Raw genomic sequence first — 14,557 nt, forward strand, 5'->3', positions numbered from 1 at the left:
CACGTTGCGCCGCGTTTGACGATTAGTGAGGAAATATGGTCATCTCGTGACCATTGTTTCTGATGGGATGAGTTAGACGGGTTCGGGGGAACGCTTCATGCCGCACGCCCTTCTGCGCGTGCTCGCTTCGACGTCCATCGCAGCCACGGCACTGGCAGGTCCGCCCGTCGTCGCCGCCTCCGGTCATGCCTCGACTGCGCGAGTGGTCCAGGCGTCGGCGGGTGGTCAGGTGATGACGCAGGCGGTGCCCGGGGTTCCGGAGCCGCCGCCTGCCGTGGTGCGGGTTCCGTCGGGGCCGTCGCCCGCCGTACGGCCGATGGGGAAGGGGCCGGTGGGGCCGGAACGGCTGGAGATCACCACGCCCGCCGGGACGGGTCTCGCCGACGCCGTCGCCGCCCAGGCCGTTCGGCGGCAGGAACGGCAGGGGCTCGGACGGCGGGCTCCCGACCCCGCCGCCCTCCTGCCCGACACGACCGGCGCCGCCCCTCTGACCCTCCTGCGCCCGCCCCCGTCCGTCACCAAGGCCCTGGACGCCCTGCGCCTGGACATCCGCCCCCTGATCCGCCCCCAGGGAGGCCGCGCAATCCGCCCTCAGGGAGGCCACCCGGCCGTCCCGACGATCCGCCCCCAGGGAGGCCGCGCGGCCGTCCCCACGATCCGCCCCCAGGGAGGCGGCGCGGTCGTCTCGGCGAGAGGGGCGGTGGGTGATGCGGCCGGTGGGGCCCTGCCGACGAGACAAGGGGTGACGTATCGGTTGTGCGTGGTGGGGGTGGAGCGGGCGGTGGCGTGTTCGGCGCGCAGGCCCGTCGCCGTGCCGGTCGCCGCGGACGTCACCGGCGACGGCCTCCCCGACCTGGCGGCCGACCTGATGCCCGTCGCGAACCCCGGGAGCGGGGGCATCGGGCTCGGGTTCGCGGTCAGGAGCCTGTCCGGGAAGAGGGTCAGGGCGCTGGTCTGGGCCGAGTACGACGACAAGGTGACCGTCGGCTTCGACGGCCTGCGCGGCGGCGCGTCGCTGTCGGCGCTCGACCGCGGGACGTTCACCATCGCCCCGGACGGCCGGACGGTCAGGGCGAACGTCACCCGCAAGGACCCGGGACCGTCCGCCGTCACCCTGGCGGGGTTGACCGGACGCACGGCGGTGAGCCTGCGCCAGACCCCCGCCACCGAACGACTCACGGTCGAGGCCACCCTCGACTCACCAACCCCGGCCGCCGAGCGGGACGCCACCACCTCTCCAGAGGTCGAGCTGGACGTCACCGCGTCGCGTCCCGCCAGGCTGGACGCGATCGCCGTCTCCCCGGGCCGCTACACGCAGGCCGTACTGGACCGCATGCCTGCCCGCGCCCACGTGCGCCTGGCCGGCGGACGGATGCGCTTCACCGCCCCAGCCCCGATCGCCCGCGCCGAGCTGCACACCCACCTCTACCGCGACGGCCGCCTGGCCACGGCGGCGAGCGCCGAGCTGCGTGAGGTGCCCCGCTCGTTCACCGCCGCCCACGTCGCGTCCGGCGGCAGGCAGAGCCTGACCGTCGAGTCTTCGGGGCCCGCGCGGGCGGGCTCGGCCAAGGTGCTGTACTACGACCGGGCCGCGTCCGGGACCGTGCTGCGGGCCGAGCTGAGCGGGCTGCCGGCCCGGGTCCGGTTGGAGAGCGACCCGGCCGCGCACCGCGTCACGCAGACGGCCAGTTCGCCGATCGGCCGGTTCGCCGCGGTCCTGCAACGCGGCGGCGGCGCGATCTCCAGCCCCGCCGGCGGCCACGTCACCCTGATCAAGAACGGCGACGCCGCCGGGGTCTCGGCGCTGCTGTCCGGCGTGTCGGGATTCGACGTCACCTACGGCAGCGCGCCGCACGCCCACCTGGAGGCCAGGGCGAGCGGCCGGCCCTTCGTGGCCGCGGGCCTCGATGGAAGGCGCCTGGCACGCCTGGAGCTCTCCAACACGCCCGCCGAGGCCGAACTCACCCTCGACCCCGCCGCCGGGACGGCCGTCTACCGGGCCGGCGGCGCGATCGACCGGGTCCGGGCGGCCTACGCCGACGTCCGGAGCGGGCCGACGATCGACGGCACGGTCCGCGGGGTGCGTGGGGACGTCAGGACCGCGTGGACGCTGGGCGAGCGCTCGTCGGTCGAGGTCGCCACGTCCGGCCGGCTCCGCGCCCTCCGCCTCTACGCGGCCAGGTCGTACGTCACCGCCCTCGACGGCGCCTCGGCCGGGGACGACGTGCGGGTGGCGGTGGAGGGTGTGCCGAAGCGGGCCGAACTGGTCGCCGACACCGCGGCCGGGACGCTCACCTGGACCGCGAGCGCCCCCGTGGCCAAGGTGTCGGCGCTGGCCCGGATCAGGACGGGCGGCCGGGTGCTCAGGGCCGCCGCCGACGTAACCGGCGTCCCGGCCCGCTTCGAGGCCGCCTGGAAGGACGGCGTCTACCGCTTCCGCGGGCTGTCCGGCCCGGTGGGGTCGGCGGCCCTGGCCGTCGCCAACCACGACGGCGCCACGTCCCCCAGCGGCCCGCACCTGGCCGCCCACTACGACCGGACCGGCGGCGACCTGGACGCCAGCGTGCTGGTCAGGGGCCTGTCGCGGGTCGAGCTCAGCCCGTCCGGCCAGGGGTTCCTGGCCCGGTTCCGGGCCGCCAGGCAGCGGCTCGCCGTGGACGCCGACATCGTCCTGGGGGACGTGCGCTTCGGCGTCCTCGGCAGGGTGGGGCCGGTGCCGGGCGACCTGACCGTCGCCGCCACCCCCGAGGGCAGGCTCACCTACTCCGGCTCCCGGCTCGGCGTGACCGCCCGCGCCTGGCTCGGCAGGACCGCCGCGCTGGCCCGCATGCGTCCCGCGCCCGCCGTCGAGGGCGGCCTCTCGCTGGCGGACGGCGGCTGCCCGGCCGGCGGCTGCGGTCAGGGCCCGTTCTGCGCGGCGGGACGCGGCTGTTACGGCCTGCAGGGCGTCCTCGACGTCACCGGCCTGCCCAGCCAGGTGACGATCGACCCGGCGGGCGGCACGTTCGCCTTCTCCGGCTTCGCCCCCAGACGCCGGACCCTCGTCCTCCACCTGGACAGCAGCGTGCTCGCGCCGGTCCCGATCAGGGCGCGGGCCACGCTGACCCGGCTGCCGCCCAGGATCACCCGGTTGTCCGTGGGCCCGCTGGACGCCGGGCACGTCGCCTACCGCGTCGAGCCCGCCGCCACCCTGGGCGCGCTGGACGTGCGGGCCGAGGCGGGCGGGCTGCGCGGCCACGTCGCCCTCGACCCGGTGCCCGCCGCCGTGGACGTGCGGGGCACGTACGGGGCCAGGACCCGGATCCGGGTACGGAACTCCGCGCCGGTCGAACGCCTGACCGCCGAGGTCACCCTGCCCGGCCGGGGCAGCGGCGGGCTGCGGCTGACCGACGTCCCGGCGGTGCTCGGCCTGGACGCCGACGCCTCGGCCGCCGGGCTGAGCGTCCCCACGCTCACCTACCGGGGCGGCGCGAGCACCCTGGACGGCCGCCTGGCCGTGGACGGCCGCCTGGTGGACCCGTCCGGGCGGCTCGGCGGCGTCTCGCTCGCGGTCGAGGACCTGGCCGCCGACACGACGATCCGCCTCAATCCCGACCAGTCGCTCGATCTGGTCTCGAAACCCGGGCCGACGGGCCGCGTCGCGGTGGGCGCCGGGTTGCGCGTGGGCCCCGTCCAGCGGCAGCGGATCGCCGTGTCCAAGGAGGTGCCGTACACCTCGGGGTTCCTCACCTACCAGGTCGGCGGGGACTTCGCGCTCGGCGCGAGCGCGGTGCGGGAGGTGTCGCTGGCGGTCCGGCGCGTGTCCTGGCTGCGGGTACGGCCGGGGCGCATCCCGTTCGGGCTCAGGGCACCGGCCGCGGCCGGGTTCCTCGCACCCGGCTTCGAGGGCGCCTACGGCCGCCTCCGCCTGACCGCCAAGGGCGTGGACCTGCGGCCGGACGTCTCCCTGCGGGTCAGGCTGAGCAGGAAAATCGGAGCGGACGCCTTCACCGGCTCCCTGCGGCTCACCCGGGCCACCTCGCTCGCCCTGCGCCGCTACGACCAGCGCATGCGCCGCATCGGCGCCCGCCAGGAGATCGCCGCCGCCGGGATCGGGCTCGCCTGCCTCACCGTGGACGCCAAGCCCGGCTTCGCCTCCGGCGGCAGGGGCGGCTCGATCACCCTGCGCGGCTCCGACGGCCCGCAGATGGTGTCCTTCCTCGACCCCGGCGGGCAGGCCCCCGACTACGCGGTGGACCTGCTGACGCACTTCATGTCGCCGTTCCCGGACGCGGAATGGAAGGTGGCGGCGGCCACGGCCGGCTCCTGCGCCCGCCCCGGCCGCCCGGAGCCCCGGACGCGGGACCGCTGAGCTGGGTTCACCACGGCCCCCGGTAACCGGCCGGGGGCGTGGTCCCCTCGTACGGCGGCACCGCCCGGCCCGCCAGGAACGCCCGCAGCGTCGCCAGGTACGCCCCGCGCCCCTCGGCGTAGACGAGCCCGGCACCGGGGATCGCCCGCCGGACGTCGGTGGCCGCCGACCAGCTCTCCCCGTCGCACGCCCCCTTGACCACCAGGACGGGCGCGGTCACCCGGGCCAGCCCCTCCCGCATCCCGGGCGGCGACGGCCGGTCCACCAGCCACGCGTACCCACCCGAACCGTCCGACTGGGTCAGGGGCGGCTTCCCGGCGGGCCGGCCCTCCGGGCAGACGGCGGAGCCTGCGGCGCGGGCGTCGAGTTCGGCGTCGCCGGCGAACGCGTGCGCCGCCGCCGGTTCGACCCGCAGCAGCGTGTGGACCGCGAGCATCCGGGGGGTGGGCGGGCCGTCGTCCAGCAGCGTCGCGGCACGGGCCCGGTCGAGGTCGGCGGGGGAGGCGAGCACCGCCCTGGACACCCCGTCCGGATGGGCGGAGAGGTAGGCCGCCGCCAGCCGGGCGCCCTCGCCGCGCGCGACCAGGGTCAGGCGGCGGGCGCCGATCACCTGCCGCACCTGCTCCAGGTCCGCCACGTCGCGGCCCAGCCCGTACGCGGCCGGGTCCGGCAGCCGCGCCGAGCGTCCCGCGCCCACCCGGTCGTAGACGTACACCTCGTGCCCGTCGGCGGCCAGCCGCCGGTAGAACGCCGGATCGGCGGCCAAATCCGCCAGGCCGGCCGCGCCGGACAGGAAGACCACCGGCTCCGGGCGGGTGACCCGCTTCGGCGCGACCCGTACGTACGCCAGCCGCGACCCCGTCGGCAGCCGCCACTCGCGCTGCCCGGCCACCGGCGACGGGGCCCCGGCCGCCGCCGGCGGCGGGGTCAGCGTCGCGTCCGCGACCCGCCAGACCACCGCCGCCTCGACGGCCAGGATCAGCGCGGCCCGTAACCACCGCCCCCAGGTCGCGCGCGGCCGGGGCACGCACAGCAGCAGCCCGAGGTAGCACACCGAGGCGAACACCGCGAGGCCGGTCACCGTGAACATCCCGGGCCGCGCGCCCACCATCGCCGTCCCGGCCAGCGCGGCCAGCCCGGCGACGGGCGACAGCGCGAGCACCGCGACGCCCGCCACCATCCCGGCGAAAGACCTCACAAAGGGGACGCTAGCCCGTGACGGGGGAGGGGAGCGAGCGGCCCAGGCGGATGCGCAGGCGGTCGCCGGTGCGCAGCGTCTCGCGCACGGTCCACACCCGCTCGTCGATGACGGTGCCGTTCGTGGTCATGTATCCGCCGAGCCTGAGCACCGGACGTCCCGAGGCGTCGCCGAGGAGCTGGGCGCGCGACTCGGAGTCGTCGGTGAACAGCACGAGGAAGTCCTCGGCGTCCGCGGGGGCCTCCAGCACCAGGCCGGGATAGAGATGGGAGGAAGGAACCTCGATCACGTATTCGATCACGCGACCTCCCCTACCCCGTACGCGCGCTTTCAGCTTCGGTCGGCGGAGGATAGCGCTTACCTGGGCTGATGAGGTGAAATATCAGGGTTGCCTACAGCTTGGAGTCCCCCCGTGTCCTTGTTCGACCTCCCGATCGAGCAGTTGCGCGCCTACCTCCCCGACCGCGACGAGCCCGCCGACTTCGACGACTTCTGGTCCCGGACGCTGGCCGAGGCCGAGGCGTTCGACCCGGCCGCCGAGTTCGTGCCCTACGACCTGCCGCTGAGCGGCGTCGACGTCTACGACGTGTCGTTCGCCGGGTGGGGCGGCCACCGGATCAGCGGCTGGTTCATCCTGCCGCGCGGCGTGCGGGAGCCGGTGCCGTGCGTGATGCACTACATCGGTTACAGCGGCGGGCGCGGGTTCCCGAAGGACCACCTGCTGTGGCCCACGGCCGGCTACGCGGTGTTCGTGATGGAGACCCGGGGACACGGCGGCGCGAGCCCCACCAGCCCCGGCACGACCGGCGACCCGCACGGCAGCGCCGACGTCCAGGCGCCCGGCATGATGACGCGGGGCATCCTCGACCCCGAGGACTACTACTACCGGCGCGTGTTCACCGACGCGGCCAGGGCGGTCGACGTGGCCGCGGCCCATCCGGCGGTGGACGCCGGGCGCATCGTGGTCTCGGGCGGCAGCCAGGGCGGCGCGATCGCGCAGGCCACGGCGGCGTTGCGCCCGTCGGTGCGGGCCGCGCTGGTGGACGTGCCGTTCCTGACGCACTTCCGGCGGGCGCTGGAGATCACCGACCGGGACCCCTACCAGGAGGTGGTGCGCTTCCTGGCCTCCCGCCGGGACGGCGCCGACCAGGTGTTCCGCACGCTGTCGTACTTCGACGGCGTCAACTTCGCCGCCCGCGGCCGGGTTCCCGTGCTGTACTCGGTCGCGCTCATGGACTACGTCTGCCCGCCCTCCACGGTGTTCGCCGCCTACAACCACTGGCAGGGGCCGAAGGAGATCACCGTCTGGCCCTGGAACGGGCACGAGGGCGGGTCGGGCTACCAGACCGAGGAGCAGGTCCGCTACCTGCACAAGCTCCTGGCCGGCTGACCCGGGTGCGGGGCCGCCGTACCGGCGTGAGCACCGGTACGGCGGCTGCCCGTCACACCGCCTGCGGGGTCACCATGAACGACACGCTCCCCTGCGCGTCGGCCCCGGCGTCGAGGGACTTGTCGTCCAGCACGGTCGCGGCCACGGGATCGAGGTAGACCCGCGCGCCCTCGGTCTCCACCACCTCGTCGGCCGGCTCAGGGGCCGTGGCCAGGGAGAGGGTGAGCGAGTTCGCGCCCTCGCCCTGCGACGAGATGCGGATCCCGCCCTGGGCGGGTTCCGGCGCGGACGCGGTCAGGTCGCGGATCGCCTGGGCTGCGTTGGCTGTCAGGGTGAGCACTACGGCTCCTCCAAACGGTCGACGTACAGAAGTTGCCTGCCATTCCCCTCAACCCGGAGCCCAACCCTCCTTGGCGTTTTCTTTACCGGGAATTCCCGGCCGGTGGACAATCGCGGCATGGATGCCGTCCGGCTCAGGCAGGCCATGGTCGCCCCAGAAAGCCCCGCCTCAGAAAGCCCCGCCTCAGAAAGCCCCGCCTCAGAAAGCGCCGCCCCAGAGAGCTCCACCTCAGAGAGTGCCGCCCAGGGGCCGGGACAGGAGTTCGTCATCGTGAAGCGGCACACCACGCTGGTGCTGGGGTTCGGTTAGACGGTCCACTTCCCGTCGAGCATCAGGTCGCGCCCGGCGAGCTCGTTCACCTCGCGCCACGCCTGCACCAGCACCGGCGTGACCCAGAAGTACGTGTACGGGCCACGCGACACCCGCGGGTCGAACCCGGTCTTCACCGCGAACGCGTCGCCGATGTCGCCGGGGATCGTGGCGGCCGGCTGCGCGGTCACGGTGCCGTGGATGAGGACGACGTCCCTGGTCAGGCCCAGGCCGAGGCGGACGGTGCCGCCGTCGAGCAGGTTGCGGGCGGTGGGCGTGGCGTCGGCGGTGGAGAGCAGCAGCCGGTGCCCGTCCCACAGGAACGACAGCGGCGTCATGTACGGGCCGCCGTCGCCCGCCGTGGCCACCCAGGCGTCGACGTCGTGTTCGAGCCGGTCGAGCGTGTCCCGCTTGCGCTGCTCCGGTGATCGGGCCGGTGGCGTCATCCTTCTCCTCGCGCTCTCGGCGGTCAGGTCCGACCGCGTCTCGTCCGTCAACATGATGACGGCTCACGGCGGCGGCCCGCGACACCCGGCAGCCAGGGGTGCGACGCGGCGCGCCTGAGGGGGAAGTCGCGAGCGCATGGTTACTCTCTGTGTCGGAGAAGTGTCACCATGTCATAGGAAACCTCATGCGTACTCGTCTGACCATGCTGCTGGCCGCCGCGGCCGTCGTCGCCCTGTCCGGGTGCGGCGAAAGCGCCACAACCAACACCGCGGGGCTGGCGCCGCGGACCGACGCTCAGCCGTCCGAGCAGGACAGGACCTGGATGGCGACCATCCACCAGGGGAACCTGGCCGAGATCGAGGCGGGCCGCCTGGCCGAGAAGAAGGGCGCCACCGACCAGATCAAGTCGATCGGCCGGATGCTCGTCGACGACCACACCCAGTTCGACAAGAAGGTGACCGAGACCGCGAGCCAGCTCGCCATCCAGCTTCCCGCCGCGCCGACCTCCGCCCAGGCCGCCATGGCCAAGCGCCTGCAGGACGCCAAGGGCAAGGAGTTCGACAAGGAGTTCGTCGTCGGCATGGTCAAGGCCCACAAGACGGCGATCGAGGCCACCAAGGAGGAGATCTCCAAGGGCTCGTCGCCGGCGGTGGTGGCGCTGGCCAAGTCCGCGTCCCCGACGCTGCAGGAGCACCTCAAGGCGCTGAAGAAGGCGCAGGAAGACTACTGACGAGGGCGTCCGCGATGCCCGGCGGCACGGGCCCTCCGGCCGCGCTCGACTCCTTCGCCCGCGCCGCGGCGCGCGTGCTGGCCGGTCTCCGGCACGGCCGCGCGCTGCACCGGCGCGGGCTGCTCCTGGCGGGCACGCTGACGGTCGAGGCGGCGCCGCTGGGGGAGCCGGGCGAGCACGAGGTGCGGGCCCGGCTGTCCAAGGGGCTGTCCCTGCCGGGCCGGCTGCCCGACGTGCTGGGGCTGGCCGTGCGCCTGCCCAACGGGGTGGACCTGCTGCTGTCCACCGGCGCGGGCCCGGTGCCGGTGCCGCGCCGCACCTTCACGTCGGGGCCGTACTCCAGCCTCACGGCGTACGTGTACGGAACCGGCCGGTACCGGCTGGTCGCCCGGCCCGAGGGGGAGAGCGTGCCCGCCGATCCGGCGCTGCTGCCCGGCGCGCTGGCCCGCGGCCCGCTGCTGTTCCACCTGTGGGCGGGCGGTCGCTACCTGGCCCGCCTGCGCCTGCACACCGCGCTGCCCGGCGCGGACCTGACCTTCGACCCCGTGCTCAACAGCGCCCCCTGCCTGCGTCCGGCCGGATGGACGGCCAGGCTGCGGCGGGCCGCCTACGAGGGCTCCCGGCAGGGCCGCGGCGTGCCTCCGCTGTAGGCCGATCCATGGCAAAGACTGGCCGACCTGTGTGTGCAAATGCGACTCTCTGGGGTATTTGTCCTTTTTGAACCAGGACGAACAATCGGGGGGATCGTCGTGGCTATGCAAACAGAGATCCGGAGCCTGCTCGAGTGCCATGTGATCGGGTCGGACGGACAGTCGATCGGCAAGGTGGGCCAGGTCTACCTCAGTGACCGCACCGGCGAGCCGGAGTGGGTGACCGTGCGCACGGGGTTCTTCGGCATGAAGCAGACCTTCGTGCCGCTGGCCAACGCCCGCCGTTCCGGGGACGAGATCAGGGTCCCCTTCGACAAGGAGATGATCAAGGGCGCGCCCAACATCGACGTGGACGGCCGCCTGTCGCTGGAGGAGGAGGCCGAGCTCTACCGGTACTACGGGATGCAGCCGTCCACCATCCCGTCCCAGCGCTCGCCCGCCGCGGGGGAGCGGCAGACCCAGCGGCCCACCGGAGAGCCGCGGACGGCCGGGGAACGCGGCATGCGCCCGGGCATGACCGGCCAGCCGCCGACCGGCCAGACCGGCGCGATGGGCCAGCCGGGGCAGCCGGGCCCGATGCGCGGCCGGGACGTGGGCGACCGCGACATGGACATGACCGCGTCGGAGGAGCAGCTCCACATCGGCAAGGAGAGCCGCGAGAGCGGGCACGTCCGGCTGCGCAAGTACGTCGAGACCGAGAACGTCCAGGAGCGGGTGCCGCTCGCGCACGAGGAGGTCGTGATCGAGCGCGAGCCCATCAGGGACGGCCAGCCCGGCACGTACGAGATCGGCGAGGACGAGCAGCAGATCACCCTGCACGAGGAGCGGCCGGTGATCGGCAAGGAGACCAGGCCGGTCGAGCACATCCGCGTGCACAAGGAGCGCGTCGAGCGTGAGGAGACCGTCGAGGGCCAGGTCAGGAGGGAACACCTGGAGGTCGACGAGGACAGCGAGGCGCGCGAGCACACCCGCAACCGCGGCGACGACCTCCCGCCCAAGCGGTAGGAGGCCGCGCCCGGTCCCGCGCGGGGGCGCCCACGCGCCCCCGCCTCACCACACCCACCTTCAGAACACGTCCCGCGGTCAGGGCGAGCTCTCGGGCTGACCGGCGTTCAGGGGAACCGTCTCCTGGCCGGCGTTCAGGGAAACAGATCCCTGGCCGGTGTCCGGGGGGACCGACCAGCTGGGGCGGGCGTTCAGGGTGGCCGGCTCGAAGCCCGCGAGCTGCTTGTAGTGCAGCGCGATCTTCTCCAGCGTGTCCCTGGGGATGACCTCCTCGATGTCGGCGAACCCGTCGGGGGCGCGTTCGTGCGCCATCCTCAGGACGACCTCGGGCCCGTCCTCGCGGTTGGCCAGCACGATGCGGTTCGTGACCGGCCGCCGCCGGCTCTCGTAGAACTCCAGGCCCTGGCCGGTGGCCAGCGCGTGGGCCAGCACGCGGGCGTCGATGACGGCCTGCGTGCCGCCGTTGGACCCGGTCGGGTACATCGGGTGCGCGGCGTCGCCCATCAGCGTCACCGCGCCCGTCACCGTCCCCGACGACCAGTACGGCAGCGGGTCCCGGTCCACCAGCGGGTACTCGTACGCCCTGTCGGCCGAGGCGATGAGGCCGGGGATGTCGAGGGCGTCGGAGCGCACGTCGGCCACGTGGTGCAGGAACTTGCCGATCTCCACCTCCCGGTTCCAGTCGCCCCGGGGGACGGCCTCGGGGGCCCGGTGCTGGATGGCCCAGTTGACGAGCTGCGTGCCGTCGGGGTCCGGCGGCGCGATCGGGTAGATGACGATCTTCTGAGCGCCGTCGCCCGCCATGATCATGGATCGGCCGGTGAGGAACGGCCGCGCCCGGGACGTGCCGCGCCACAGCACGTGACCGCCCCACAGCGGCTCGCCCTCGCCGGGGAACAGCGCGGCCCTGACGCCGGAGCGGATGCCGTCGGCGCCGACGAGCAGGTCGGCGTCGTGGTCGAGGCCGGTGACGGGAGAGCCGGTCACCACGGCGTCCGGGCCGAGCCGCTCGCGTACGGCGTCGAGGAGCAGGAGCTGCAGCCGGCCGCGGTGGATCGAGTACTGGGGCCAGGCGTGGCCCGCGGCCCGGCCGCGCGGCTCGGTCCAGATGCGTTGCCCGCGCCGCGTGACGAAGGTCAGGTCGGCCGTCTCGACGCCGACCCGGGCCAGGCGGTCGCCCAGGCCGAGCTCGATCAGCTCGCGCACGGCGTGCGGCAGCAGGTTGATGCCCACGCCGAGCGGCCGGATGTCCTTGACGGCCTCGTGCACGGTCACGTCCGTGATGCCGGCCGCGTGCAGGCTGAGGGCGGCGGTGAGCCCGGCGATGCCCGCCCCGGCGATGACCACCCGCCGCGGACGTCGTCCCGCGAGGCCCGTCATGAGGAGCCGCCGGGAAGGAGCAGGGCCGAGACGTCGAACGGCGCCTCCAGGTAGCCGTTGCCCTTGAACTCCAGCATGAGGTCGGCCACCCGCTGCAACCGGGCCCTGTCGACGGTGGTGGAGTAGCCGCCCAGCGCCATCAGGTCGGCCGTCGCCTTGTCGATCTTCGTGTACGTGAGCAGCGCGGCCTTGGCCTGGGCCGGGTCGGCGATGGCCAGGTCCACCGCCTTGCGCAGGCCGCGCTGGAAGGCGGCCACCGTGCGCGGATTGTCGGCCGCGAAGCCCTCGGTGGTCAGGTAGCCCGCCATCGGGAAGTCGGCGGTCGCCCCGGTGAACAGGTCCGACAGGCTGCGGGCCCCGCTGGTGGCGGCCGCGGTCTGCCAGAACGGCTCGGGCAGCACGGCGGCGTCCACGTCGCCGTTGGCCAGGGCGCCGGCCATCTGCGGGAAGGGCCGTTCGACGAAGGTGATGTCGGCGGGCGCCACGCCGGCGGGCTTGAGCAGCGCGCTCACGGCCAGGGTGGCGACGTTGCCGAGGGTGTTGACGCCGACCTTCCTGCCCTTGAGGTCGGCCAGCTTCGTGACGGGCGAGTCCTTCCTCGTCATGAGGACGAAGTTGCCGGGCTTGGCCGCGTAGGCGTCGCCGACGACCTTCAACCGGCCCACGCCGCGCGCGGCGGCCAGCATCGCCGAGACGTAGTTGCTGTGCAGGACGTCGAGCTTGCCGCTGATCAGGTCGGGCATCGCGGCGGCCCCGCCCTGGATCACGACGGGCTTGACGGTCAGCCCCTCCGCGGCGAAGAACCCCTTGTCGATGGCGATCTGGACGGGCGCGACCTCGGGAAGGGCCAGCATGCCGAGGTTCAGCACGGCCTTCTCCGGCCCGCCGGACGACGGCCGGGGGTCCGCCCCGCTGCACCCGGTCATCGCCAGGGCGAGGGCGACCGCCGCGAGTAACAGACGCATGAAAACGCTCCCAGAGAGTTGAGTTCGCGAACAAAGCGTGCCGGGGAAAAAGAACAGCCGTCCGGCAATCTTCCGCATTCCCGGGCGGCTTTATTCGGTCGCGCCATAATGCGCCACCAACCGGCGTTCCAGAATCAGGAAAACCTGATTGAGCAGATAACCCAGAACCCCGAGCACGGTGACGGCCGCCCACATGCCCGGCAGGTCGAAGGAGCGCTGGGCGGCGCGCAATCGGAAACCGACGCCGTCGGTGGCGAAGAATTCGGCGATCACCATGAGGATCAGCGCGAGCGACAGGCTGAGCCGCAGCCCGGCGAGGATCTTCGGGGCCGCCGAGGGCAGCACGACGCGCAGCAGGCGCTGCCCGGCCGACAGCCTGAAGGCCCGCGCGGTGTCCAGGTGCAGCCGGTCCACGTCGCGGGCGCCGTCGGCGGCGTTGACCAGCACCGGCCAGACGATGCCGCACGCGATGGTCATGACCTGCATGAGGGTGCCGGTCGAGAACAGCGCCAGGAACACCGGCAGCAGCGCGGGCGGCGGCAGCGCCCGGCAGAACTGCACCGCCGGGTCCACGAACCTCGACAGCAGCGGCGAGCGGCCCATGGCGACCCCGGCCGCCACGCCCAGCACGCCGGCCAGCACCCAGCCGGTCAGCAGCCGGCCCAGGCTGTGGGAGAGGTCGTCCAGGGCCGTCCGGCTGATCCACAGCTCGCGCAGGCGCAGCGCGATCGTGGACGGCGGCGGGAAGTAGGGGTTGCCCGCCGCCCTGGTGGCCAGCTCCCAGACGGCCACGACGACGGGCACGGCCCACAGCCGCGCCACGGGTCTGATCATCGTGCCGCTCCCGTCAGCGTCGTGTGCCAGCGCAGCAGCCGCCGGAAGGCGTGGGCGAGCAGGGCGTTGGTGAGCAGGCCGAGCGCGCCGGCCCACAGGGTGGCGGCGATGGTCAGCCGCAGGCCGTCCGGGCTGCTCTCGGCCACGATGATGAAGTGGCCGATGCCGCTGGCGCCGGCCAGCAGCTCGGTGCTGACGGCCAGGATCAGGGCGATGGCCGCGGCCACCCGCACGCCGGTCGCCACGAAGGGGGCCGCGCTCGGCAGGCTGACCCGCCACAGGACGGCCGGCGGGCCGAAGCCGAAGGCCCGCATCGTCTCCTTGGCCAGCGGGTCGACCTCGCGCAGCCCGTACATGGTGTTGAGCAGGATGGGCCAGGTCGCGGCGTACACGATCATCGCGACCTCCGTCTCCAGGCGGCCGGTGAAGACGAACGCGGCCAGGGGGATGAGCGCCACCGAGGGGATGGGCCGCAGGAACTCCAGCACGGGACGCAGGGCCCGCTCGACCGGCGGCAGGCTGCCCAGCAGCAGCCCGGCGGGCACGGCCACCGCCACGGCGGTCAGCAGTCCGAGCGCCCACGCGCCGCAGGTGGCCAGCACGTCGGCCAGGAAGGCGGGGTCGGCGGCGAGCCCGGCGGCGGTGGCCAGGACCGCCGAGGCGAGCGGCAGCTCCAGCTGGGAGACGAGCCCGAGGCGGCCGGCCGCCTCGGCGGCGCACAGCAGCGCGACGGTGCCCGTCACGCCGCACACGGCGGCGCTGTCGAAGGGGCGGGAGGGGATCAGGCGCACGGCGACGCCTCCGCGCCGGGGGAGTGGGGCGGCAATTTTTCGGCTCTCCGGAACATCGGTCCGGCCATTCGTCACCGCGGCAGGCCGGAAGGCGGGCAGAGAGGAACGGAAGTCACAGTAACCGAGCCGCGCGTTTCCGCCCGGCGGGGAAAACTCCGGTCCCGAAA

13 protein-coding genes are annotated in these 14,557 nt (G+C 74.0%); 5 read left to right on the forward strand and 8 right to left on the reverse strand.

The features are described from left to right. Nucleotides 1–232: 232 nt before the first annotated feature. On the forward strand, nt 233–4,351 hold the full coding sequence (locus tag AB0C33_RS11455; protein ID WP_358286222.1) for a hypothetical protein: 4,119 nt from the start codon (nt 233–235) through the stop codon (nt 4,349–4,351). A 7-nt stretch (nt 4,352–4,358) separates the two neighbouring features. Here AB0C33_RS11455 and AB0C33_RS11460 read toward each other — a convergent pair whose 3' ends face one another. Both AB0C33_RS11460 and AB0C33_RS11465 read right to left on the reverse strand, forming a co-directional pair. Then, a complete protein-coding gene (locus AB0C33_RS11460) occupies nt 4,359–5,549 on the reverse strand; it encodes an alpha/beta hydrolase (RefSeq protein WP_358286224.1) in 1,191 nt (396 codons plus the stop codon). 10 nt (nt 5,550–5,559) lie between these two features. Further along, on the reverse strand, nt 5,560–5,850 hold the full coding sequence (locus AB0C33_RS11465) for a hypothetical protein (RefSeq protein WP_358286226.1): 291 nt from the start codon (nt 5,848–5,850) through the stop codon (nt 5,560–5,562). 111 nt (nt 5,851–5,961) lie between these two features. On the opposite strand from AB0C33_RS11465, the gene AB0C33_RS11470 reads away from it, so the two are divergent. Further along, the gene (locus AB0C33_RS11470) at nt 5,962–6,939 is read left to right on the forward strand and encodes an acetylxylan esterase (RefSeq protein WP_358286227.1); all 978 of its coding nucleotides are present in this window, start codon (nt 5,962–5,964) and stop codon (nt 6,937–6,939) included. A gap of 52 nt (nt 6,940–6,991) precedes the next feature. On the opposite strand, the gene AB0C33_RS11475 is transcribed toward AB0C33_RS11470, so the two are convergent. Together AB0C33_RS11475 and AB0C33_RS11480 are read right to left on the reverse strand one after the other, a co-directional pair. Next, nucleotides 6,992–7,279: an iron-sulfur cluster biosynthesis family protein gene (locus tag AB0C33_RS11475; RefSeq protein ID WP_352327979.1), complete on the reverse strand. Its 288-nt coding sequence runs from the start codon at nt 7,277–7,279 to the stop codon at nt 6,992–6,994. A 305-nt stretch (nt 7,280–7,584) separates the two neighbouring features. Next, on the reverse strand, nt 7,585–8,034 hold the full coding sequence (locus AB0C33_RS11480; RefSeq protein WP_358286229.1) for a pyridoxamine 5'-phosphate oxidase family protein: 450 nt from the start codon (nt 8,032–8,034) through the stop codon (nt 7,585–7,587). A 185-nt stretch (nt 8,035–8,219) separates the two neighbouring features. Between AB0C33_RS11480 and AB0C33_RS11485 the strand changes: the two genes are divergently transcribed. The 3 genes from AB0C33_RS11485 to AB0C33_RS11495 all read left to right on the forward strand — a co-directional run bounded on the left by AB0C33_RS11485 (nt 8,220) and on the right by AB0C33_RS11495 (nt 10,420). Beyond that, complete coding sequence (locus AB0C33_RS11485; RefSeq protein WP_358286231.1) at nt 8,220–8,765, forward strand: DUF4142 domain-containing protein; 546 nt, start codon at nt 8,220–8,222, stop codon at nt 8,763–8,765. A 14-nt stretch (nt 8,766–8,779) separates the two neighbouring features. Then, nucleotides 8,780–9,415: a hypothetical protein gene (locus AB0C33_RS11490; RefSeq protein ID WP_358286233.1), complete on the forward strand. Its 636-nt coding sequence runs from the start codon at nt 8,780–8,782 to the stop codon at nt 9,413–9,415. A 105-nt stretch (nt 9,416–9,520) separates the two neighbouring features. Continuing rightward, on the forward strand, nt 9,521–10,420 hold the full coding sequence (locus AB0C33_RS11495; protein ID WP_358286235.1) for a DUF2382 domain-containing protein: 900 nt from the start codon (nt 9,521–9,523) through the stop codon (nt 10,418–10,420). A gap of 78 nt (nt 10,421–10,498) precedes the next feature. Here AB0C33_RS11495 and AB0C33_RS11500 read toward each other — a convergent pair whose 3' ends face one another. The 4 genes from AB0C33_RS11500 to AB0C33_RS11515 form a co-directional block, all read right to left on the reverse strand. After that, complete coding sequence (locus tag AB0C33_RS11500) at nt 10,499–11,800, reverse strand: flavin-dependent oxidoreductase (protein WP_358286237.1); 1,302 nt, start codon at nt 11,798–11,800, stop codon at nt 10,499–10,501. Then, entirely contained in the window at nt 11,797–12,765 is a 969-nt protein-coding gene (locus AB0C33_RS11505) for an ABC transporter substrate-binding protein (RefSeq protein ID WP_358286239.1), read from the reverse strand. The genes AB0C33_RS11500 and AB0C33_RS11505 overlap by 4 nt, the downstream gene beginning before the upstream one ends. A 90-nt stretch (nt 12,766–12,855) precedes the next feature. Beyond that, nucleotides 12,856–13,599, reverse strand: coding sequence for an ABC transporter permease (locus AB0C33_RS11510; protein WP_358286241.1), 744 nt, complete (start codon nt 13,597–13,599; stop codon nt 12,856–12,858). Continuing rightward, nucleotides 13,596–14,390: an ABC transporter permease subunit gene (locus AB0C33_RS11515; RefSeq protein WP_358286243.1), complete on the reverse strand. Its 795-nt coding sequence runs from the start codon at nt 14,388–14,390 to the stop codon at nt 13,596–13,598. The genes AB0C33_RS11510 and AB0C33_RS11515 overlap by 4 nt, the downstream gene beginning before the upstream one ends. Nucleotides 14,391–14,557 lie beyond the last annotated feature (167 nt).

Origin of the sequence: Nonomuraea sp. NPDC048881 (assembly GCF_040649795.1) — a bacterium.
Classification (GTDB): domain Bacteria; phylum Actinomycetota; class Actinomycetes; order Streptosporangiales; family Streptosporangiaceae; genus Nonomuraea.